Below are 22520 nucleotides of genomic sequence, written 5' to 3'. Positions count from 1 at the left end.
GCTCTCTCTATATTAGTTTAACTTTTTCAAGCAAAATACACACAAATCTTACGCCCATCAATCCATTGCACAGGGATGTGCATGTCATATACTTTCTGCAATACATCTGTATTAATGATGTCCTCCGTCTTACCTTCCTGCACGACACGCCCATCTTTGAGTGCAACGATATAGTCTGAATAACAGGAGGCAAAATTGATGTCATGAATGACAATAACAATCGTCTTGCCCAATTCATCCACCATTTTGCGAAGCACCTTCATAATCTGCACGGAATGTTTCATGTCCAAATTATTCAAGGGTTCATCTAGGAGAATATACTCGGTATTCTGCGCGATAACCATGGCAATGTAAGCCCGCTGTCGCTGTCCACCGCTTAGCTCATCCAAATACTTTTTGCGGAATGGAGCCAGCTCCATATAATCGATGGCTGCCTGAATCCACTGCCGATCCTCTGCTGTGAGTCTTCCTTGTGAATAAGGAAAACGGCCAAAAGCAACCAAATCCTCCACAGTCAACCTGATATTTATGTGATTGGATTGTTTGAGAACTGATATTTTTTTGGACAGATCCTTGTTCTTCCAGCCTTCGATCTCTTGCCCTTCGATCAGGACTTGTCCTGTATCCTTGCTGATTAGCCTGGTGATCATGGATAACAGTGTGCTTTTGCCTGCACCATTGGGACCAATAAATGAAGTGATTTTTCCTTTGGCAATATTCAGTGATACGTCATCCACTACCCGGACGCCGCCGTATTGTTTGGTTACATTTCTGACTTCTACCACGACTTATTCTCCTTTAGCAGTAAATAGATGAAGTACACACCGCCTACAAAATTGATAATGACACTTACTGTAGTGGCAAAAGTAAATACTCGCTCTACAATGAGCTGTCCACCGACCAATGAAACCACGGCTATAATGACTGAACCCCAGATCAGCACTTTATGACGATGTGATCGGAATATCTGATGCGCCAGATTCACGACCAGCAGTCCCAGGAACATGATTGGGCCGACCAGCGCTGTGGAGATAGACACCAGAACCATCACAACCAGCAGCAACCTTTTCACGATGTATTGATAGTCCACGCCAAGATTAACCGCGTGATCTTTGCCGAGGGATAGTACGTCGAGATATTTGGTAAACCTCTGTGCATACAGCAGGATCAAAATAATGGCCACCATTGAGATGATCAGCAAATCGGTATTCACATTGTTAAAACTCGCAAACATCTTGCCCTGCAGCACAAGGAACTCATTGGGATCAATCAGCACCTCCATGAAGGAGGACATGCTCTGAAACAGCGTTCCCAAAATAAGGCCAACGAGCAGCAGCAAATAGATATTGCGCCCCCGTTCTCTACGGAACATGAACTGATGCAGGAGTAGAGCAAACAGACTCATTAACAGGACAGATACCGCAAAGTTAAGATTTTTGTTCACAAAGCTGATATGCGTGCTCCCAAACACAAACACGGCAAAGGTCTGAAACAACATATACAGGGAGTCGAGTCCCATAATGCCAGGCGTAAGAATTCGATTGTTGGTTATCGTTTGAAAAATGGCAGTGGAGTACGCGATGCAGGCACCCGTGAGCACAATGGCAAGAATCTTTTTCCCTCTGCGAGGCAGAATATAATCCCAGTTGCCCCCGGATTGAATGACCAGAAATACACCAATTAACAACACTGCCGCTGCAATCAAAATGCCAAACTTCCAGGTATTCGCCGTATACTTCATTCTCATGATTCATAAGCCTTTCTTCGAAGCAGTAAATACAGGAACAGCACGCTGCCCACAACGCCCACAGTCAAACTGATGGACAGCTGATAAGGATAAATAATCAATTGACCCAAAATATCGCAGACCAGAACAAAAATCGCACCGAGTACTGCCGTATGAGGCAATGTATCCCGCAAGTTGTCACCCTTATACAATGTCACAATATTCGGTACTACAAGACCCAGAAACGGGATTGTACCTACGGTAATAATGACGACGGCTGAAACCATCGCAACCAGAATCAGTCCGAGATTAACCACTTTGCGATAAGCCAGTCCAAGGTTGGTAGAGAAATCTTCACCCATGCCCGCAAGTGTAAAGCGATTAGCGAACAGATAAACGATAATAAGCAACGGAATACTGATATAAATCAGTTCATAGCGTCCCTTCATAATAGTGGAGAAGTCACCTTGCAGCCAGGACGACATGTTCTGGATCAAATCGTTCTTGTAAGCAAAAAAAGTCGTGACTGAACTTACAATATTGCCAAACATCAAACCAAGGAGAGCAATGTATATCGTATCCTTGAATTTGACTTTCTCCAGTATCCGCATAAAAATTAGCGTTCCAGCCAGTGCGAAGGCAAAAGCGACCAACATTTTTTGCAGTGGAGAAGCACCGGGAAACCACATCAAAGTAACGAGGATACCCAATCGGGCTGAGTCCATTGTTCCGGCCGTTGTCGGAGAAACAAATCGGTTGCGTGTCAGCTGCTGCATGATCAGTCCAATGACACTCATACTGATACCTGCGACAAGGATGCTGACTAGACGGGGAAAACGACTGACTTGTAACACCTGAAGCTGGACTGGGGTCAAATGAAATATATCCATGGGCGAAATTGCTGAATTGCCAATAAACAGGTATACGATAGACAAAAAAGCCAGCACGATCAACATATAGCCTAACTTCATCTCTCTACTAATCCCCTCACTAATAGCCGTAAAACACTTGTAGCAGCTCTACTTAGTTCAACTTGATATTGATACTCATTATCAATTAGAGTAATTATATCGATATTAATTTCGTCATGTCAACCTTTCTCTGCTTCTCTTATTCTAAATTTCATGAAACAACCTGAAACACATATAATTCAAGTTTAATTGTATATAAGGAAAAAGACCTTCCAATTGGAAGGTCTTTTTAATGATTCAGTTAGTCGGCAAAATAATCTTCAGGAACATAGCGGATCTCAGATTCCGCATATATCGTCAATGTATGGCTTTCTCCATCATACTGCACCCGGTCTCCCTGAACGTAATACCAGTGCTTCACCAAGGGCTGATCTTTACGCTGTACAAATCGAAACACATTGAGCTCCTGTCTAAGCTCCATAATGCTATCTACCACCTGTTGTTCCAGACCCGTAACGGTAAAAACAAACCCAGTGCCTTCTCTTTGATAGCGATAGGACATCGAATCTGTTTTGCTGTTCACTAACCCTCGCCCTGTCACTGCATGCTTAACCATGAACCATTCCTGCTGCGTCATAAACGTAATTCCTCCTTTGATCTTGGAGTTTCAATCCATTTCGGTAATCTAGGGCAGATCGATCAACATATAGAAAGCGTCCTCGCTTGCATCCAGGTTCATGGATGTCGTCTGTTCCACACGAGCCGTATCCCCTTCATTTAGCTGATACTCTCCGTTCAAGCCAAGCTTTCCTTCAATGGCAAAAATGTACATGCGGCGATCTGCAGCCTGTTCATATGTTAAGGTCTGACCTGCAGCCAATCGGCCAAGATAGATGGTCATATCCTGTTGAATGGATGCGATACGCGCCCCACCTTCAGGGGATACCACGGGTACGAGTGCTCCCGTGAGTGCGTCTGGATCAAAAGAAGTTGTCTCATAAGACGGCTCAAGCCCTTTCGTATGTGGCATGAACCAAAGCTGTAATATACGCACTTCTTCAGAATCGGAGGCATTGTGTTCGGTATGGATCATGCCGCTGCCTGCTGACATGCGCTGAATTCCACCAAATGATGTAACAGCCACATTGCCCAGGTTATCTTCATGACGCAACTTCCCGTTCAGCACGATGGACACAATTTCCATATCACTATGCGGGTGTGCCCCGAAACCACGACCAGGGGCAATTACATCATCGTTAGCTACCCGCATGGGTCCAAACGCAGTATTCTCCGGGTCCTGGTATTCACCAAAGGAAAAGCTGTGATTGCCGCGCAGCCAGCCCCGGTCGAAGCTGGAACGGGAATCGGATGGAATGACATTAATCATAAAGACATCCTCCTATATGTTCTCTTATTTTTTCTTAGTAGCATACTTATTCTCATTGTACCAAATCGATGGGCTTTTCGTCCAAAACAAAAAGCCTTCTCCCGGTTCGAATGGTTCACACGTATAATTACGCGTATCCGAACTAGCGAGAAAAGGCTTCTATACAGGATATACCTGCTTGAATGAAATTGTTAGTCCATCCCTACTGGATGGTGATATACCCGTTATGCACTCACATTCTGTCGAGCGTTCCCTTGTCTAGAGAAGAAATGATCCACCGCCAGGAAACGGCTGCCTGTGAAGAGTAGTGTCAATGAACCCGCCAGCAGCAGGTAATCAAACTCGGTACCACTCATGAACGGCTGCCCTACTTTGGCAGTAAGCAGAACCCCACCCATAACTACGATGAACAATGCAGCAAATACACGTGTTCCTAACCCCAGAATCATGGCTGCACCACCCACCAATTCAATGATCGCCACAACCGATGCCAGAAAACCAGGAATGCCGATACTTTCAAAGAAACCGACTGTACCGCTAATTCCACCTTCGAATTTGCTCCAACCATGTAATACAAAGATGAGACCAATCATGATCCTTGAGAAAAATAACCCAATCTCCACACTTCTATTCATATTCATCTTCCTCCTTGGAGTTTAAGTTCAACGTTAAATTTCAACCAATTGACCAAACAAACAAGACAGACAGCAGCAGGATCACTGTGGCAGAAATGAATACCGCATAGCGGGGAAGCGTCAGCGTAACATCCTGTTCCGGGTCTAATAGACGGGAAATACGTACATTTACCGAAGTATCGGCAAAAGACGATTGAATAGCTGTCTCTCTAATCCTCCAAGGTTCAGGGCAAGCTCGGATCAGTTTGAGCAGTGCACTACCAATGCCCGCAGCGTTCCCTGTACGTTCAATCGCTTCATTGTCAGCCAGAATTTCTCGAATGATATTGTAATGTTTTGAAGTATGCTTCAACACCGGAATATAAGGCATCATCACGGCAAATACCGAAAGCAAGGTCGTCTTGAGTGGATCACGATGCCACAGATGATGCACCTCATGGTACACAACTGCTCTTTCTTCTTCAGCATCCAGCATCATGAGCAGCCCTGTGGAAAGCACTATACAGGGTTTCCACAGACCAATCGTAAATGCAACCTGTGACGGCTTGTCCACCACAATGAATCGAGGTTGTTTGAGATGACGGTACCGCACCTCAAGTTTACGAGACATGGCCCCGTCTTCCAACGACCGAAGCTTCCGTACCGCTGCACTTGTCTTGATCATGCGATCGAACAGCAGCCAGCCTGTACCGGCAAACGTCAGGAGCACCAGTGCCATAAGAACATGCCCCATGGACAACCAACCCAGCCTGCTCATCCAGTGATTACATAGCCAGAGCAGATTAAACGGAATGTCCCAGCCAAATATTTTGTACATCGCGTACATGAACATCTGCATGAACACGAATAACGGAATGCCAAACCCGACGGTAAACAACAGCTTCGAGCGGGCCTTCCACATGTCAACCGCTATCCTTTTTCCATTGCTTAATCTTCTGCTCCAGACGCTCAATCAGCCCTGCATCTGCTTCATCCAGCGCATCCAGCATGTGATTCACAGCAAGTGCCCCGAATTCATCCACCAACTCATGTGACAATTCCTTGGATTGGTCGTTCATAAACTCCTCCCTGCTCTGTACCGGATGGTACAGTGACGTTCGGCCCTTCTGCGACTTGTGGAGCAGCTCCTTGTCCACGAGGCGATTCATCACCGTCATGACTGTATTGAAATTAACGTCTTTATCTTTTTCTAGTGCGGTTTGCACTTCGCGAATGCTGCTGCCTGGACGCGCCCATAGAATGTCCATAATCTTCGCCTCCAGCGGACCGAAAAACCGGTTCAGCCCACGCTCACCCACTTTAAAATTGTGTATTCTCATGTTCAGACACCCCTCACACTACTCATTGTAGTGCCAACAAACGAGAAGTCAACCTCTATGTCAGCTATTTATTGTAAATGATTTGTAAATATGTTTTCCATTTCAGAACATCATTTTGATGCACAAGTTCGGTTTGCAGCTAAAAAAAGACTAAAAATCGGGCAGGTCTGCTATTCTGCAGTCCTGCCCGGTCTAATTCATAAATCGATTATTCATTTCTGAAATAATGATGAAATCAGTGCTTTATTTAATTGCGATCCTGTGAGGGCATAAATGCGGAGATATCCACACCAAGTCCGTGAGCCAAACGACCACCGAGCTGTCCATCTGCCTGGAAGAAATGGCATAAAGCACGAAGCTGGGTCTGTTCCGGTACTGCCTTCAGGTCATTGATCAGGTTATCGAGCAAATGTTGCTGCTCCACCGCCGTGAACGAACGGAACAATTCCCCTGACTGCGTATAGTTATCGGTTTTCTCTATTTTCTCACGCGTAACATGACCCTCTAACGGAACCTGGCTGTCACGGTATTCCGGTGCTTCTTCCGGGCTGTTGCCCGAGCTGTTCGGTTCATAATTTACCGGGGACGGGTCCTGACTCACATTCATCAATCCATCACGCTGATGATTGCGAACCGGAGCATAAGGGCAGTTCACCGGAATCTGCAAATAGTTCGGTCCGAGCCGGTGGCGCTGTGTATCCGGATAAGAGAACAGACGACCTTGCAGCAATTTATCTTCGGAAGGCTCAATTCCAGGCACCAAAGCGCTTGGTGAAAAGGCTGCTTGCTCCACTTCTGCGAAGAAGTTTTGTGGATTACGGTTCAATGTCATGGTTCCGATCGTCTGGAACGGTAGTACATCTTCCGGCCAAGTCTTGGTTGGGTCGAGCGGATCGAAGGCGAAATCATCCATCTGCTCCGGCTTCAGCAACTGTACCTGCAGCTTCCACTGCGGGTATTGACCGTTTTTGATATGATCGTGTAAATCTCGGGTGGCATGGTTGAAATCCTGTCCTTGTACCTCAGCTGCCTCTTGACGTGAGAAGCCTCGCACGCCTTGAGCCGATTCCCACTTGTATTTCACATAATGGACTTGCCCTTGAGCATTAATCCATTTGAAGGCGTGTACGCCGAATCCATCCATTTCACGGTAACTTGCTGGCGTACCCAGATCGGAGAACAACCAAGTCATCATATGAGTCGACTCCGGTGACAGTGTCATGAAGTCCCAGTAGCGTGCAGGGTCCTGGATATTCGTATCTGGCGCAGGCTTCAGGGAATGAACCATATCCGGGAACTTCATGGCATCACGGATGAAAAAGACGGGCAAATGGTTACCCACAATATCATAGTTCCCTTCACGCGTGTAGAACTTCACGGCAAAACCACGTGGATCACGCGCTGTCTCCGGTGAACCCGTACCGTGAATTACCGTGGAGAACCGCACCAGTACATCCGTCTCTGTGCCCGGGTCTTGTAAGAAATCGGCTGTCGTATAAGCCTTCATGCTCTTCTCCAGCGTAAACACGCCATGTGCGCCAGCACCTCTTGCATGAACGACCCGTTCCGGAATACGTTCACGGTCAAAGTGTGCGATCTTCTCAAGAAGATGATAATCCTCAAGTAATGTGGGACCTCTTCTTCCTGCGGTACGGGAGTTTTGGTTGTCACCTACGGGTGCGCCCTGATTGGTTGTCATGCGTTCTGTCATATCGTTATCCTCCTCATGTTGGTCTCATGCCTGCTGTATATACTCTATTAAAATCATATTCGCCATCGCTTTAAATATACATTTAGACTTGATCTAACTGTTAAATTGATTCTAACATGTCCCACTCGCCCCTTGCATGAGGTTCGTATGAGATTAAGATGAGTTTCTTGTTCGTTTCATGAATGAAATATGAACATCAACTTGGAGTAAGATGAGCATTGATCCATTCCGATTGCTTGATCTACTCTCTCTAGTGGATATACCCGCATACGAGTGACATGAACAGCGCAATGTGTCCAAACAAAAAAAGCGGACTAATCCGCCAGGCGGTAGCCCACTCCTCTTACCGTTACTATATATTGAGGCGAAGCCGCGTTATCGCCAAGTTTTTTGCGCAAGCTTTTGATATGAACATCCACCACATTGCTTCCACCCGTAAAATCAGTCTCCCAAATATCGCTGAGCATCTCCTCACGGGAAATCACTGCACCTTTGGCATCAATCAGCTTCAGCAGCAGATCATACTCTGTCTTGGTCAGGTGAATGCGGTCATTATTCCGGTGCACGCTCATCCGCTCACGATCCAGCCATAGATCCTTGAAACCAATGCGTTGGCCTTCCTGAGGTAGAAATCCGCGTTTCGGTGCTGCAGGACTATTGCCGATCATGCGTTGCACACGATACAACGCTTCCTGCGGACGGGCCGGCCAGACCAGTAATTCCTCCTGAAGCATCGGGCCACTGGCACTGCCAATCATCTTCTCCCCCACCAGATACAGACAGGGTGTTGCATGTTCCGCTTCACGATTCAATCGGCTGCTGATACCGGCAAAAGCATCAATGGTTCCAGCAACAGACAGGTCATAGATCAACAGATCAAATACAAGCCGTTCATGCAAATCAGGCTCCCAGCGGTGGAACACCAGCACATCGAAGCAGCTATCCGTAAGTGCCTTAACCAGCTCATGTACTTGCCCTGGCATAGGACTAATCAGAATGACCCGTCTCGTAACCGGGCAATTATCCACAAGGGGAGTTGGATCCGCAAGGGCAGGCTTGACCCGGAGCGGCAAACGACGACCGGACAGGTTGATTTTTACTTGACCCGTTTGTTTCTGCATTCCGCGCAGACACCTCCAAAGACCACATGAGCGTGATCAATCGCATACCCGGTTTCCTCCGCGACTTGCTTCATCCATTGCGGAGGAACTTCCGTCATAACTTCATCCACCTTGCCACATACTTCACACATAATATGTTGATGATCGTCCATGCGGGCATCATAACGACTGGCCGTCTCGCCTAACTTGAGCTCTCGAATCAATTCTTTATCCGTTAAATATCGGAGTGAATTATATACCGTACCATAAGCCAAATTATAACCTTGCTCCACCAGACGGTTCATCACTTCTGCTGCCGTTGGATGGTCTTCGGAATGACGGACTACATCGTAAACGGCTTGACGCTGTATCGTCAGATTTAGAGTTCTCACCAGCAATTCTCCTTTATTAACCCATTCAATAGTATATAAGATGACACAGCAATCTACTGATTGCTATGATTCCCTGAAACATTAAAATCAATTTTGATTTAGATTAAGTATAAATCTCATTGCACAATGAAGTCAATATCCGACTATTTTATTCATGAATACTTATAGCCAAGCCTCTTCTAAGCATCCGTTGCTCTCATTTGGGATAATATGGTTCGCTACTATACTGCTTTTCAGCTAAAATATAGTAATGTGCGCTAAAGGGGGGATGCTTGTTGCTAAGCACGTTTTTCGTCAATCTCTGTGTCATGATCACGTTCATGTATGTGTCCGGAATCATAGCCAAATTCTATCGTATCCGCGTGCCCTTTCCCTCGATGCGTGTTCAGATGATCGGTGGTCTGCTGTTCGGGATCTATGGAACGGTACTGATGAATTATTCCTTTCCTTTAAATGAAACTACCATTGTGGATTTGCGTCATTTGGCTATCGTCACAGCAGCCGTATATTTAGGAGGACTGGCTTCGGTCATCTCGGGACTTGTCATTTCCATCCTGCGTATTGTCATGTTTGGAATGTCATCCGCTGCCATCGATGCAGCATTCGTCATGACGATCATCGGACTGTCCGGTGTATATTTTGCCTATGCTCCCTGGTCGAGATTAACCAAAATTATTACCATGAACCTGCTGGGTATGACGCTGATCTTTGTGATCCTGATGCTGAATACAACCAGCATGAACTCATTAATGAAAGTATATCCTTTACAGATGACCATTTCTTTTGTCGGTGGAATCTTTATTTATTTCATCGCAGAATTCATTAATAAATCGAATGAGATGTTGTTCCTGCTCGAACGAAAAGCAACCACCGACCATCTTACCAATCTCAGTAATCGCAGACAATTTGAGAAATCACTTGAGTTGGAACTGGAACGGGCTCGTGAGTACAAGCAAAAACTATCCCTGTTGGTCATCGACATCGATCGTTTCAAAAAAGTAAATGACACTTTCGGTCATACTTCAGGTGATGCGGTCCTGAAACAACTCGGACAATTGCTCATTGAGCATACCCGCTCAGCGGATATCGTCTCTCGAAACGGAGGCGAGGAATTCGCTATACTATTGCTCGATTGTGGTCATCACCAAGCCATGGCCATTGCCGAGTCCATCAGACAATCGGTCGAGAAGTACCATTTTGCGCTGCCTGATGGCAATACGATCCGGCTGACCATCTCCATAGGGGTCGCTGTTTTTCCGGATCACTGCGACGACCGGGATGATAACGATTTCTTTGAACAGGCAGACCGTGCATTATATGAAGCCAAGAATACGGGCAGGAACCGCGTATGTGCCATTCCGCTGCATTCCAGGTCGCTCTCCGGCGGCCAAAGCCCATTCTAATCTCAAGCCAAAAAAGGGATGTCCTCATAGCCTATCAGGCTAGCCAGGACATCCCTTTCTTATCTCACCATTTTGCAGCATTCGAATCAACTCGCGTACGGGTAAAAAGCAACCTGTGAGGTTGAGTTCGCCTTAAGCTAAGATTTGTTCGATTTCTTCAACGATGGCAGCATCCAGCTTCACACCGGAAGCGGCAGCGTTCTCTTTCACCTGCTCAGGGCGACTTGCCCCTACAAGCGCACTGGACACGTTATTTTGACGCAGAATCCACGCCAGAGCCAATTGACCAACCTTCAAGTCCAGCTTGTCCGCCACTTCAATCAACTGGCGAACCTTGCCAATCCGGTCAGCATTAATTTTCCCTTCATCCCATCCCAGCTTCGCTGCCCGGCTGTTCTCGGGAATATCGGACACCGAAGTGTATTTCCCGGTCAACAATCCTTGTGCAAGCGGGGAGTAGACGACTTGTCCAATACCTTTGCGCTCACCCAAAGGGATGATTTCACTTTCGATGTAACGGTCAAACATGTTGTATACCGGCTGGTTCACCACGATATGATCCAGCAACAGGCGGTCAGCAGTACCCAGCGCAGCTTCCATCTGTGCCGCGGTCCATTGACTAACACCTACGTAGAGCACCTTGCCCTGACGCACCAGATCGTCAAGTGCTCGCAGTGTCTCTTCAATCGGTGTTTCGGTATGATAGCGATGGCAATAATATATGTCTACATAATCAACACCTAGCCGTTGCAAGCTGGCTTCGCATTGTTCCTTAATATGTTTACGTGATAACCCTTGGTCATTTGGACCGTCACCCATTTTGCCAAAAACCTTGGTTGCAAGGACATAGGAATCGCGGGAATACGCTTTCAACGTCTGCCCCAGCAGTTCTTCTGCTGCACCCCGCTCGTACACATTGGCTGTATCGAAAAAGTTGATGCCTTCATCGAATGCGGCTTCAATTGATTTCACCGCGTTTTCACGTTCCACATATCCTCCGTATGTCAGCCAGCTACCCAGGCTAATCTCGCTTACTTTCAGTCCGCTTCCACCTAATCTACGGTATTCCATTGAATGCACATCCTCCTCTAAACTGATTAATGATGAAGTTCCCTTTCTATTGTATCGTATTCGGCTCGGATTAAAAGGGCTTTGGAGAAGAATTTGGGAAATAGATAGGGATGAATATGAAAAGCTCCGCTAAAAGAGCGGAGCCACGACACGCGTCAAATATTACCCAGTCACCACATTTTAATGAATGGGCACTAGTTAATCTTAGTTAACTGTTACGATAAATTGTTCCCATGCTCCGCCCACAGCGTTACGATTGGCAGACAGCACGCCTCCGTTATTCAGATCCGCACTGACATATTTACCGTTCGCCACCGATTTGAAGGCAATCAATCCCCCACCCAGATCTTCACGGGTAAACTTCTCCCATGTGGATGGGTACGTGGCCGAGGCGATCAAGCGCCCGCCATTATTCAGATCTGCTTGCACATATTTGATGTTGCTCATCGACAGGAAGGATACCGTACCATCCGAATTCTGGATGATTTTGAACCGCTCCCAATGTCCGGCAGTATCCCGATTGGCTACCAGTGCATCTGCACCGCCATTCTCTGCGCTAACAAATGTGCCGTTGGCATTGGCTTTCAGACTGGACCATGTCTCTGTAAAAGGAGCCGTTCCCGTATGCTTTTTGACCACATTCTGGAACGAAGTATTAGAGGCAAAGTTCGCCGTTGTGAACTTGCTCCATTTTGAAGCAATTGTTGCCGCGCTGTCCGTATTCAGGTTCGGTGCCGGGTTGTTGTTGTTATTGTAATAGCCCCAAGTTCCGCCGCCTTTGACCTTATAACTCCAGTTCGTCCATGAAGCATTCAGTGCATTCAGACCAGACAGCCACTTCTCGGTCAGATCATCCTGACCAAACGAGAACTCGCCCGCTAACACCGGAACGTTCCAATTCTTCTGATAGGACGCCATATCCTTCAGCCAGCGATCCATCTCCGAATTGGTCAGATCCCAGTTGTTATAATCCGTGAATTGATAATGGTGCGTCTGATACATCACATTCGTCCAGCCATGAGTCGTTGGTGGTGAAGCTGCCCACCAGTCGAAGAATGCTGCGATGATGATCATGTGATCGGCATCCTTGGCACGGACGGCTTTGTACATCCGGTCATAGAAATCCATCTTTTGCTTGATTTGAGCTGCATTTTCACCCGTTCCCATGGTTACCAGAGGTTCATTGAGCAGGTCGTACGCGGCAACAGTTGGATTACCTTTGTAACGTGTCGCCATCCGTTCCCAGATCTGAATAGTCCAGTTCTGGTATGTAGAATTGGTCCACAGTTGGTTGGAATTCTCCTGACCGCAGGAATGCCATGGACAGGCGGCTCCCGGTGCACCGTGCAGATCGAGAATGACATACAGGTTCCGTTTGCCCGCTTCATCAATCAGCCAATCCAGTTTGCGGAACGTAACCGAATCAGGCTTCATGACACCGCTGGTGTTCATAAAATCCTCCCAATAGATCGGCACACGCACAACGTTCATGCCCCAGTTCTTGATGTTATCCAGATCACCAGCCTGAATCCAGTTGTCCTGATATCCATTGATCAGGCTCTGTGCACCCGATTCACCAAAACGATTCGTCAACGTGCGACGCAGCGTGTATTCATCTACCGCCCCGGATGGCGTCATCCATTCTTCCTGCAGCAGCCAACCACCCAAGTTTGTACCACGCATATTTACCACGTTGCCTGTACCCGAATTATTGCGGACAACCGTCCCGTTAGCCTTCAGGAAATCCCCTGATCCAAAAGCCGCACTGGCCTTCGGTGAACCTACGGCCGAAGCCAGCAGTCCCAGCAGCAGACAGCTGCACAATAGCATAATAGTGCTCTTCTTCAACATGTTGACGCCTCCCTTAAATGGTCATATCTTGAGGTATGACTGAACCAGGATGCAGCACTCACGACAGGTAACGGTAATGCTATATAAACAGCGGGTGTACGAGGGGGACAATCCATGGATGTCCGCTATTTATCACAACTGGAGTTAGTGAAATCGATTACATTTTATTGAATATTAAACCCTTTATTCCTCCACTATCCCAATTATTGTTTCAATCGGTTATAACTTGTAATCGTTTTCAATTGGAATTATAATGAATTTGAATTAATTGTCAATCACTTATTTGGAGTTGTGAAGAATATGGATGTCAAAATCATTGATGTAGCTGCCATTGCAGGTGTGTCCCCGGCAACCGTATCGCGGGTCATTAATCAGCACAGCAAAGTAAGCACCAAGACCAAAGATAAGGTGATGCGCGCCATCGAGCAATTGGGATATCACCCCAACGCAGCAGCCAAGAATCTTCGTTCACAGAGAACCATGACAATTGGCGTAATCGTTCCCGATATTAACAACTCCTATTATGCCGAAATTATTAAAGGCATTGAGAACATCGCCTATGCCCGCCATTACAAGGTCATTATATGTGATGCTCATAACCTGAAAGAGAGAGAAGTCGATTATCTTAATTTGCTGCTGGATCGAACCATTGACGGTGTCATCATTATCACGCCCATGCTGGCGGATGAGGAATTATTCCAGCTTGCGGATAAGGGGTATCGCATTGGCATCGTTGGCAAATATATCGAACATGATCAGATCCCGTGTATATATACAGACAACGTGAAATTCTCCCAGGAAGTTGTTCAGCATCTCGTTGAGGCCGGACATCGAAATATCGTTTTCTTAAACGGTTATCCTGAAGCAATTGACAGCTATGAACGGCTAGAAGGTTATTTGAAGGCCCTGCGCAATCATCAGATTCCGTTCCGTCCCGAACTGATCGAGAATGGGAACTTCAATGAGGAAGGTGGGTACGAGGCCATCAAAAGACTGTTTAACAAAGGCCTGTCCTTCTCCGCTGTATATGCGGCTAATGATGAGATGGCGCTAGGTGTATACAAAGCATGTATGGAATACGGGATACGCATCCCTGAGCAATTGGCTATCGTAGGTGTGGACAACAATCGAATCAGCAAATACATTCATCCTACGCTAAGTTCGGTGAACCAGCCCAAGTATACGATGGGGGCCATTCTTATGGAGAAGATGATTGATACGATGAATACAAATGATTTTCAGGACAAACGTGTATTTAAAGTCGACTCGGAGCTGCTTGTTCGAGCTTCCTCTTCCTTTAAAATAACAACATAAAGCGCACCCGTAACAGGTGCGCCTGTTTAATATATGTTCACATATTCTTAATGCACAATGATGCTTAACGCATTCAACAAATCAGCCTGCTTCACCGGCTTGGTCAGGACCGCATCGAAGACTTCCGCTTCATGTGGATCGATATGCATGCCATACGGGATCAGAACAATGACCGGTGAATCTGTAACCAAGCGCTTCAGCTTGTGTACAAAATCCACAGCACCGCCCTCCAACAGTCCCATATCCACAACGGCCACATCAGGCTTAAAGCCCTCCTGAATCCAGTCGTACGCTTCGGTGGTAACTGAGGTCATATGCACATCCATCTCCCATCTGCGCATCAGGGAAGAGGCCCCTTGCAGAATGTCAGGGTCCTTGGCAAGCAGCACCTTTTTGCCCTTCAGTCGATGCTGAATATTGGCAAGCTGAGGCAGTTCCCAATGTCTGCGGAGCGGCAGGCAGATCTCGAATTCTGTCTCCTTGTCTCCCATGCCATGCACCTGAATACGGCCGTTCATAAGGATGGCAAGATTCTGGCTGACCGCCAAACCGAGATTGGTTCCTACCAGCTTCTGTGTACTTATATTTCCATCCAAATTGTTAAATGATCTAAGCTTATTGTCCGAAGACAACATGCGACCAGTGTACTTCACATGGAGTTGAAGCGTACCCGCCTCCTCTGCATCTCCACCAGCTACGGTTGCTGTAACCAATACCGATCCTGTCCGTGTTGAATCTAGAGCATACTGAATGACATGGGCCAATAGTTGCCCGATCTTGATTTCATCCCCGACGAAAACCTGGGACACATTCAGATCAAGGTTCAATCCCAGCTCAATGTTCTTGCTCAGCGCAAGTCCCGCATAGAGATAAACGGTATTCTCAATCGTGGCTACCAGATCAAATGGATCATCGTGTACAACCGTTTTGCCTGCGTCATTGACGTTAAAACTCATCATATTATTCAGCAGGGAGAGCAGAATGTTACCGCTGGTTTCAATCATATTCACATATTCTGTCTGCTCGTCCGACATATCTGGTGTACGCATCAGATCCGTTAATCCCAGAATACCGTTCAGCGGATTACGAATTTCGTGGCTCATCAGCGACAGCATCTGCGTCTTGGTCATTGCCTCAGACTCCGCACGTTCCTTCTCTGCCTGCAATTGCTCTTGCAATTGCTCCGAATCACTCAGCTTCTGTTCCTGAACTTGCAGCGTATCTTCCAGATCCACAACATATCCGAGAAAAACGCCCATGGCTTGCAGTGTTTTCATATCCGTTTCACTGATCACATAATCAGGATCATCCATCAGACAGATCGTCCCGAACGTTTCTCCGGATCTACGCATAATGGGAATCCCCACAAAGAAACGATTACCCAGTCCGCTTGTTACGTCCATTGATTTCGTAAGGGGATGTTCACATGTATCCGTGATGATCAGACTGCTGCCCTTATCTCTTAAGACCAGGCTGCAATATGACGCCTCAAATGGAAGTTCACTACCTTTGGCGATCAACTCTTCCTCGCGGTTAAAAGCTTCCATAATAACATTGGTCACGCCATCATTCGTGGCAACGAAGATGGTGTTCACCTTTAATATACCGCTTAATACGTCTACAATATGGGATGCGGCTTCCTGTATATTTTCATAGAAGCCCCTTGTAATGCCTACCGTTCCCATGATTCACCCCTCTTGTTTTAGCTGCACTTCAAATCCGTATCCCATAGTATGATTCAATCGTTTAACGAGGGATCAAATGTTCCAAAACAGCTGTCACAAACTATTCATATATGAAGTTTTCTATCCTTTTTTCAAGCATCGTCAACTGAACTTGCACGGTAAATAGAAATTATACGCTTACCCTCCAGCTTTGAAAACATTTATCATTCCGGGCTATAAATCATGACAGTCGATCAGCCTCTCCCATGTGATCATTATCACACCTAAATAACAATATATAGTTTATAAATGGATAAAGAAACTCTACATGTAGTGTTCAATGAATGGACATTATCCCTATACAATTTCAATTTCATTATTTAGGAGGAACTGATATGAACATGCTTGAGCATGCCTCTCCACCGGCATCTGATCTGCTATCTGACCTGGGAAGACGAATTATTGGTGCTGAAGATGCCGATACGCTGAGGGAGAATGCCAATCTGAACGGAGACTCGTTCAGCGGCAAGATGAGCAGGCTCGGTTCGGAGACCGCCAAGTGGCATGCTCTGCGTCATGTGCTGCCTAAGGAGCTCGCTCTAGCTGTAGAGAACGGCGATCTGTATGTACACGATCTGGATCAGTATGCCCTTGGAACGACCAACTGTATCTTTATTCCGTTTGACCGACTGCTGGCCTCCGGATTCAATACCGGCAACGGTTCGGTTCGTACACCACAGACAATCATGTCTGCCATGGCACTGGTGGCCATTATTTTTCAATCCCAGCAAAACAGCCAGTACGGCGGTGTATCCGCCAATAAAATCGACTGGGATCTCGCACCTTATGTGAAGCGTTCGTTCCGTAAGCATTATCGGAAGGGGCAACGGCTGTTTGGGGAGATTGCCCCAATTGAGGATGAGCAACTGCATCTGGATAGCGATGAAGCAAAGGAGAAGTGTCCTCGAGCCTTTGCCTTTGCCTGTGAAGAAACGGAACTGGAGACCGAACAGGCTGCCGAATCTCTGATCCATAATTTGAACACCATGAGCAGTCGTGCTGGGGGACAGATTCCGTTCACTTCGCTGAACTACGGGCTGTGCACTTCAGCCGAAGGTCGGCTCGTGTCCCGGTCGTTGCTGGAAGCGACCATTCGGGGACTGGGTAACGGAGAAACGCCCGTGTTCCCACAACATATTTTCCAGTGCAAGCAAGGAATTAACCAATCTGAGGGAGATCCGAATTACGATTTGTTCCGGCTTGCTGTGACCTGCTCCTCACGGCGCATGTATCCGAACTTTGTCAATGTGGATGCTTCCTTCAACCTGCCCTATTATCAACCGGAAGATCCCAATACGATCATTGCAACGATGGGATGCCGTACACGCACACTGGCTGATCGCTTCGGACGCAATCGTCAGAGCGGCAAAGGTAATCTGTCCTTTAACACCATCAATCTGGTGAAGCTCGGCATTCGATATGGGATCTGCCAGGGAGCAAGAGCCATCGCTGACCGGGCGGGCTTCTATACGGCGCTGGAATCGGTCATGCACAATGCTACGGATGGACTGCTGCACCGGTATCGAATTCAGATGAACCAGCCTGCCAAAGCATCGGACTTCATGATGCGGGAAGGAGTATGGGAAGGCGGTGAACAATTGGCTCCGAATGAACCGGTCGCCGATCTGTTGAAACATGGTACGTTATCCCTTGGTTTTATCGGACTTGCTGAATGTATGACCGCTCTATATGGCCGTCACCATGGACAAGACCTCCATGTACATCGAGAAGCCTTGAATATCATTCGTACAATGAGAGAATTCTGTGACCGGATGAGTGAGCAGCATAACCTGAATATCACCTTGTTCGCTACGCCCGCCGAGGGACTGTCCGGCAAATTCACCAAGATTGATCGTGAGCGATACGGCAGCATCGCGGGGGTCAACGACCGGGAATACTACACCAATTCATTTCACATTCCGGTCTATCATTCCCTTCCTGCCTATCGCAAGATTGAATTGGAAGCCCCCTTCCACTCACTATGTAATGCCGGAGCGATCTCTTATGTCGAACTCGACGGGAACGTAAGGGCCAATACCGCCGCTTTCCAACGAATCGTTCAATACGCGCTGGCCCAGGACATCGGGTATTTCTCCATTAATCATCCGATTGACCGCTGTCCGTCCTGTGGCTATGAGGGCGTTATTGGAGATGTATGTCCCGGATGTGAGGCTCATGAAACCCACGTGCATTTCCAGCGGCTGCGCCGGGTGACGGGATATCTGACCGGTGACTATAAAGTGCGCTTCAATGGGGCGAAGCAGGCCGAAGTGAGAGACCGGGTGAAACACCGGTGAATCTGTATGGTTACATTCCGGAATCGGTGAGTGAGGGGCCTGGCCTGCGTGCCGTGTTGTTCATCAGCGGATGCCGTCATGCCTGTCCGGGCTGCTTTAGCCCCGGCTCATGGAGCTTCCGTGCAGGCGAACCATTTACGGAGGAGCGGCAGCAGCAGATTTTGCATGAGGTAACCTCTCATCCCTTGCTGGAAGGGGTAACGTTATGCGGAGGTGATCCTTTTTTCTCTGCGGCAGAATGCTCCTCCTGGGTTCGGCAGCTTCGGGCTGCACGACCTGATCTGACTGTATGGGCATACACGGGGTTTGTGTATGAGGAATTGATTACAGACCCGTCACGGGCGGAGTTATCCCGGCTATGCGACGTCATTATCGACGGGCCTTATATCGCAGCTGAACGTGATGTGTCTCTTCCTTTTCGTGGCAGTCGTAATCAGCGCATCGTTAATGTGGGAGCAACAATGGCTGGCCAGACAATCGTTACCATGCAGTTAGATGCATGGTAACGATTTTTTTATTTGAGGGGGATCAAGCACAGCGTGGGCGATGATATGGTTCATTTTAAGGAGTCAAATCTGCCAATATATCTAGGATTCATAGAGCACTTTTTTATTTCCGATCGGATTAATGATATATGTTGCAAGCCCTTAGGTTATCGTCTATGATTGGTAGCATAAGAGCAAGTATACGACGATTGCATCATGATACAATCTATCATCTATGCTTGGTCGCCAATTTCATAGCCAGAGATGTGTACGCACATTTCTGCACACGGAAACAGGTGCCTACCGCGCTACATGCGTGGTCAGGCTTAAAAGGGAAGCACGGTGTAAATCCGTCGCGGTCCCGCCACTGTATACGGGGAGTCTGTGCATATAATCCACTGGTGTAACCACCGGGAAGGAATGCATATGACCATGATCCGCAAGCCAGGAGACCTGCCTGTTTCGACAGCATCGCATGACCTACGGAAGATAGGAAGGTGTTAGAGCAACCGCTACAACTACATATAGCAGGCGTTCTTTCCCATTCTATCTTTGTGCACAGTCGTCATTCATGATGCCTGTTTCTCGGGGTATGGAATCGGAAGGAATGCCTTTTTTTGATGCTTTCAAAAGAAACACACCACAATAGCTTCAACTTGATGAGTTTACCTATTATAAATGAGGAGGAATTTTACATGTCGCAATCACAGCAACAACAGCCACAAGTACTGACAGGCAACCTTGGTTACCCCCGCATCGGTGCGGGACGCGAATGGAAAAAAGCACTGGAGTCCTTCTGGGCTGGCCGAATCGATGAATCCACGCTTCATCAGGAGTTGACCACACTTCGGTTGCAAGATCTGAAGAAACAGCAAGCACAGCAGCTCGATCTGATTCCTGTGGGCGACTTCTCCTACTATGATCATATTCTTGACGTATCGGCGATGTTTGGCGTCGTTCCTGAGCGCTTCAACCATTCAGGCGGACCGGTATCCGTATCTACTTATTACGCCATGGCCCGGGGTAATGATCAGGCAACAGCCTGTGAGATGACCAAGTGGCTGAACACCAACTATCACTACATCGTACCTGAGATTCATAATGATACTGCATTTGCATTGCTTGAAAATAAACCCCTTGCCGCCTATCGCGAAGCGAAGCAGGAGCTTGGGCTGGAAGGTAAACCGGTTGTAGTCGGCCCGTACTCGTACGTACGGTTCGCCAAAGGCTATGACGCGGAACGCTTTGCAGAGATTGTCACACGCCTCGTTCCCGTATACGCCCAGCTTCTGTCTGAGCTTCAAGCAGAAGGCGTACAGTGGGTACAGATCGACGAGCCTGCTCTGACGCTGGCTGTCTCTTCCGAAGATGAAGCCTTGCTGCAACAGGTGTATGCTGCCTTGGCACAAGCTGCACCGGAATTGAAGCTGCTGCTTCAAACGTACTTCGAATCGGTGGAAGCTTATCCGGTCGTGACAGCACTGCCTGTAGCCGCAATCGGCCTGGACTTGGTCCACGGCTATGAAGGCAACCTCGCCAGCCTGCGGGAGCATGGCTTCCCGCAGGATAAATGGTTGGGCGCCGGTGTCATCGACGGGCGCAACATCTGGCGTGCCGATCTCGCAGAGACGGCGAAGCTGCTGGAGCAGGTGGCTGAATTCGCAGCCGAAGGCAAGCTGATCATTCAGCCTTCCTGCAGCCTGTTGCATGTACCGGTTACTGCCGCTCAGGAGAGCGCGCTTGATCCGGTACTGCGCAATGCCCTGGCCTTTGCCGACGAGAAGCTGGAGGAAATAGCGACGCTCGGCACGTTGTTGTCCGGCGGTGCAAAGCAGGCGGACCAAGCAGCGGCTTTGGCTGAAGCCAGCCGCCGCGCCCAGGCAAGCACCGAAGCGGTGCGCCTGCTGAGTGAGTCCGAATCACGGACACGCCTGAGTGGTGCGCCTGCAGGGGTGCACGCTGACGAGCAGTTGCTCCGCAACGCGTCATTCCAGGAGCGACGCGAATTGCAGCAGCAAAAATGGTCGCTCCCGCTGCTGCCAACAACAACCATTGGCAGCTTCCCGCAAACGGCAGACGTGCGCAAAGCACGCGCACTCTTCCGTAAAGGGGAGTGGAATGCGGAACAATATGACGCTTATGTGCGTGAACAGATCCAAGAATGGATTACTATCCAGGAGGAAATCGGTCTGGATGTGCTGGTACACGGTGAGTTCGAACGTACCGATATGGTCGAGTTTTTCGGTGAGAAGCTGACCGGATTTGCCTTCACCAAAAATGGCTGGGTACAGTCCTACGGCTCACGCTGCGTGAAGCCACCTGTAATCTACGGAGATGTACTGTTCAATGAACCGATGACGGTGAAAGAAACAGCCTATGCCCAGACACTGACCAGCAAACCGGTGAAAGGCATGCTAACAGGTCCGGTAACGATCCTGAACTGGTCCTTTGTCCGCTCGGATATTCCACGCAGTGAAGTATCCTACCAAATTGCTCGCGCCATTCGCGACGAGGTTGAAGCGCTCGAGCAAGCAGGCATTGAGATGATTCAGGTCGATGAGCCAGCTCTGCGTGAAGGACTTCCGCTCAAACGGAGCAAGTGGGATGAGTACCTGCAATGGGCCGTGGAATCCTTCCGTTTAGCTACTGCTACCGTAAAACCAACAACGCAGGTGCATACCCATATGTGCTACTGCGAGTTCGATGATATTATTGAAGCCATCAGCGACCTGGATGCAGATGTGATCTCGATCGAAACATCCCGTAGCCATGGGGAACTGGTAGGCAGCTTCGAGCAGAATACGTATGACAAAGGCATCGGACTCGGTGTATACGATATCCACAGTCCGCGTGTTCCAGGCAAGGACGAGATGTTGAATATGATTGAGCGTGCACTTCAAGTGCTGCCAGCAGATCTGTTCTGGGTAAACCCTGACTGCGGACTGAAAACACGTGGTAAAGCGGAAGTCGTAGATGCATTGAGCATCATGGTGGATGCTGCTCGTACAGCAAGAGAACGGGTAACCGCTGATTCCTCAATCTAAACGAAGCTTGAGAATGCAAATAAAAGCCTCCGAATTCCTTCGGAGGCTTTTTTCATTTACTATCATTCTATTTGTTTATCTGGCAATGTCTTTTTTATCCGACTTAACGAATCTCGAAATGGCTGACACGTACTCCTGCGCCAGTTCAAC

The 22520-nt window shown here is 47.9% G+C and carries 19 protein-coding genes and 1 riboswitch; of the genes, 5 read left to right on the top strand and 14 right to left on the bottom strand.

The window, feature by feature from the left end; translation table 11 throughout:
- Positions 1-26: 26 nt before the first annotated feature.
- The 11 genes from gpAD87_RS26685 to gpAD87_RS26635 all read right to left on the bottom strand — a co-directional run bounded on the left by gpAD87_RS26685 (position 27) and on the right by gpAD87_RS26635 (position 9181).
- Positions 27-785 carry an iron ABC transporter ATP-binding protein gene (locus gpAD87_RS26685; RefSeq protein ID WP_064641818.1) on the bottom strand — a complete coding sequence of 253 codons (759 nt, stop codon included), beginning with the start codon at positions 783-785 and terminating at the stop codon, positions 27-29.
- Complete coding sequence (locus tag gpAD87_RS26680; protein ID WP_269453530.1) at positions 779-1747, bottom strand: iron chelate uptake ABC transporter family permease subunit; 969 nt, start codon at positions 1745-1747, stop codon at positions 779-781. The genes gpAD87_RS26685 and gpAD87_RS26680 overlap by 7 nt, the downstream gene beginning before the upstream one ends.
- Complete coding sequence (locus tag gpAD87_RS26675; protein ID WP_063567229.1) at positions 1744-2697, bottom strand: ABC transporter permease; 954 nt, start codon at positions 2695-2697, stop codon at positions 1744-1746. Before gpAD87_RS26675 ends, gpAD87_RS26680 begins: the two co-directional genes overlap by 4 nt.
- A gap of 241 nt (positions 2698-2938) precedes the next feature.
- A complete protein-coding gene (locus tag gpAD87_RS26670; RefSeq protein ID WP_063567228.1) occupies positions 2939-3274 on the bottom strand; it encodes a hypothetical protein in 336 nt (111 codons plus the stop codon).
- A 48-nt stretch (positions 3275-3322) separates the two neighbouring features.
- Positions 3323-4024: a pirin family protein gene (locus gpAD87_RS26665; RefSeq protein ID WP_064641817.1), complete on the bottom strand. Its 702-nt coding sequence runs from the start codon at positions 4022-4024 to the stop codon at positions 3323-3325.
- 224 nt (positions 4025-4248) lie between these two features.
- Positions 4249-4659 carry a DoxX family protein gene (locus gpAD87_RS26660; protein ID WP_063567226.1) on the bottom strand — a complete coding sequence of 137 codons (411 nt, stop codon included), beginning with the start codon at positions 4657-4659 and terminating at the stop codon, positions 4249-4251.
- Between the two features lie 40 nt (positions 4660-4699).
- The gene (locus gpAD87_RS26655; RefSeq protein ID WP_064641816.1) at positions 4700-5560 is read right to left on the bottom strand and encodes a M56 family metallopeptidase; all 861 of its coding nucleotides are present in this window, start codon (positions 5558-5560) and stop codon (positions 4700-4702) included.
- 1 nt (position 5561) lies between these two features.
- Entirely contained in the window at positions 5562-5978 is a 417-nt protein-coding gene (locus gpAD87_RS26650) for a BlaI/MecI/CopY family transcriptional regulator (RefSeq protein WP_064641815.1), read from the bottom strand.
- A gap of 247 nt (positions 5979-6225) precedes the next feature.
- A complete protein-coding gene (locus gpAD87_RS26645; protein ID WP_063567223.1) occupies positions 6226-7689 on the bottom strand; it encodes a catalase in 1464 nt (487 codons plus the stop codon).
- A gap of 314 nt (positions 7690-8003) precedes the next feature.
- Positions 8004-8810: a winged helix-turn-helix transcriptional regulator gene (locus gpAD87_RS26640; protein WP_063567222.1), complete on the bottom strand. Its 807-nt coding sequence runs from the start codon at positions 8808-8810 to the stop codon at positions 8004-8006.
- Positions 8786-9181 carry a Fur family transcriptional regulator gene (locus tag gpAD87_RS26635; protein WP_063567221.1) on the bottom strand — a complete coding sequence of 132 codons (396 nt, stop codon included), beginning with the start codon at positions 9179-9181 and terminating at the stop codon, positions 8786-8788. The genes gpAD87_RS26640 and gpAD87_RS26635 overlap by 25 nt, the downstream gene beginning before the upstream one ends.
- Before the next feature lie 275 nt (positions 9182-9456).
- Here gpAD87_RS26635 and gpAD87_RS26630 point away from each other — a divergent pair, with 275 nt between their 5' ends.
- A complete protein-coding gene (locus gpAD87_RS26630; RefSeq protein WP_064641814.1) occupies positions 9457-10584 on the top strand; it encodes a GGDEF domain-containing protein in 1128 nt (375 codons plus the stop codon).
- Positions 10585-10716: 132 nt separating this feature from the next.
- On the opposite strand, the gene gpAD87_RS26625 is transcribed toward gpAD87_RS26630, so the two are convergent.
- Entirely contained in the window at positions 10717-11655 is a 939-nt protein-coding gene (locus tag gpAD87_RS26625; RefSeq protein WP_063567219.1) for an aldo/keto reductase family protein, read from the bottom strand.
- A gap of 204 nt (positions 11656-11859) precedes the next feature.
- Complete coding sequence (locus gpAD87_RS26620; RefSeq protein WP_157258575.1) at positions 11860-13506, bottom strand: cellulase family glycosylhydrolase; 1647 nt, start codon at positions 13504-13506, stop codon at positions 11860-11862.
- Positions 13507-13806: 300 nt separating this feature from the next.
- On the opposite strand from gpAD87_RS26620, the gene gpAD87_RS26615 reads away from it, so the two are divergent.
- Complete coding sequence (locus tag gpAD87_RS26615; protein ID WP_063567218.1) at positions 13807-14820, top strand: LacI family DNA-binding transcriptional regulator; 1014 nt, start codon at positions 13807-13809, stop codon at positions 14818-14820.
- 47 nt (positions 14821-14867) lie between these two features.
- Here gpAD87_RS26615 and gpAD87_RS26610 read toward each other — a convergent pair whose 3' ends face one another.
- Complete coding sequence (locus gpAD87_RS26610) at positions 14868-16505, bottom strand: hybrid sensor histidine kinase/response regulator (RefSeq protein ID WP_064641813.1); 1638 nt, start codon at positions 16503-16505, stop codon at positions 14868-14870.
- Positions 16506-16879: 374 nt separating this feature from the next.
- On the opposite strand from gpAD87_RS26610, the gene gpAD87_RS26605 reads away from it, so the two are divergent.
- From gpAD87_RS26605 to metE, 3 genes are all read left to right on the top strand, one after another.
- Complete coding sequence (locus gpAD87_RS26605) at positions 16880-18841, top strand: anaerobic ribonucleoside triphosphate reductase (RefSeq protein WP_064641812.1); 1962 nt, start codon at positions 16880-16882, stop codon at positions 18839-18841.
- Positions 18838-19347, top strand: coding sequence for an anaerobic ribonucleoside-triphosphate reductase activating protein (gene nrdG, locus gpAD87_RS26600; protein ID WP_064641811.1), 510 nt, complete (start codon positions 18838-18840; stop codon positions 19345-19347). The genes gpAD87_RS26605 and nrdG overlap by 4 nt, the downstream gene beginning before the upstream one ends.
- A 256-nt stretch (positions 19348-19603) precedes the next feature.
- Positions 19604-19801, top strand: a riboswitch (cobalamin riboswitch).
- 220 nt (positions 19802-20021) lie between these two features.
- The gene (gene metE, locus gpAD87_RS26595; RefSeq protein WP_064641810.1) at positions 20022-22370 is read left to right on the top strand and encodes a 5-methyltetrahydropteroyltriglutamate--homocysteine S-methyltransferase; all 2349 of its coding nucleotides are present in this window, start codon (positions 20022-20024) and stop codon (positions 22368-22370) included.
- Positions 22371-22520 lie beyond the last annotated feature (150 nt).

Origin of the sequence: Paenibacillus sp. AD87, assembly GCF_001659845.1 — a bacterium.
GTDB lineage: Bacteria > Bacillota > Bacilli > Paenibacillales > Paenibacillaceae > Paenibacillus > Paenibacillus marchantiae.
The sequence above is the reverse complement of the archived record's forward strand: the minus strand, read 5'-3'. Positions and strand labels throughout refer to the sequence as shown.

What these genes read in the sequence shown, in the direction of transcription:
- gpAD87_RS26680 (WP_269453530.1), bottom strand. Translation starts at nt 1,747, where the DNA reads ATGAGAATGAAGTATACGGCGAATACCTGGAAGTTTGGCATTTTGATT.
- gpAD87_RS26675 (WP_063567229.1), bottom strand. Translation starts at nt 2,697, where the DNA reads ATGAAGTTAGGCTATATGTTGATCGTGCTGGCTTTTTTGTCTATCGTA.
- gpAD87_RS26670 (WP_063567228.1), bottom strand. Translation starts at nt 3,274, where the DNA reads ATGACGCAGCAGGAATGGTTCATGGTTAAGCATGCAGTGACAGGGCGA.
- gpAD87_RS26665 (WP_064641817.1), bottom strand. Translation starts at nt 4,024, where the DNA reads ATGATTAATGTCATTCCATCCGATTCCCGTTCCAGCTTCGACCGGGGC.
- gpAD87_RS26660 (WP_063567226.1), bottom strand. Translation starts at nt 4,659, where the DNA reads ATGAATAGAAGTGTGGAGATTGGGTTATTTTTCTCAAGGATCATGATT.
- gpAD87_RS26655 (WP_064641816.1), bottom strand. Translation starts at nt 5,560, where the DNA reads ATGTGGAAGGCCCGCTCGAAGCTGTTGTTTACCGTCGGGTTTGGCATT.
- gpAD87_RS26650 (WP_064641815.1), bottom strand. Translation starts at nt 5,978, where the DNA reads ATGAGAATACACAATTTTAAAGTGGGTGAGCGTGGGCTGAACCGGTTT.
- gpAD87_RS26645 (WP_063567223.1), bottom strand. Translation starts at nt 7,689, where the DNA reads ATGACAGAACGCATGACAACCAATCAGGGCGCACCCGTAGGTGACAAC.
- gpAD87_RS26640 (WP_063567222.1), bottom strand. Translation starts at nt 8,810, where the DNA reads ATGCAGAAACAAACGGGTCAAGTAAAAATCAACCTGTCCGGTCGTCGT.
- gpAD87_RS26625 (WP_063567219.1), bottom strand. Translation starts at nt 11,655, where the DNA reads ATGGAATACCGTAGATTAGGTGGAAGCGGACTGAAAGTAAGCGAGATT.
- gpAD87_RS26620 (WP_157258575.1), bottom strand. Translation starts at nt 13,506, where the DNA reads ATGTTGAAGAAGAGCACTATTATGCTATTGTGCAGCTGTCTGCTGCTG.
- gpAD87_RS26615 (WP_063567218.1), top strand. Translation starts at nt 13,807, where the DNA reads ATGGATGTCAAAATCATTGATGTAGCTGCCATTGCAGGTGTGTCCCCG.
- gpAD87_RS26610 (WP_064641813.1), bottom strand. Translation starts at nt 16,505, where the DNA reads ATGGGAACGGTAGGCATTACAAGGGGCTTCTATGAAAATATACAGGAA.
- gpAD87_RS26605 (WP_064641812.1), top strand. Translation starts at nt 16,880, where the DNA reads ATGAACATGCTTGAGCATGCCTCTCCACCGGCATCTGATCTGCTATCT.
- metE (WP_064641810.1), top strand. Translation starts at nt 20,022, where the DNA reads ATGTCGCAATCACAGCAACAACAGCCACAAGTACTGACAGGCAACCTT.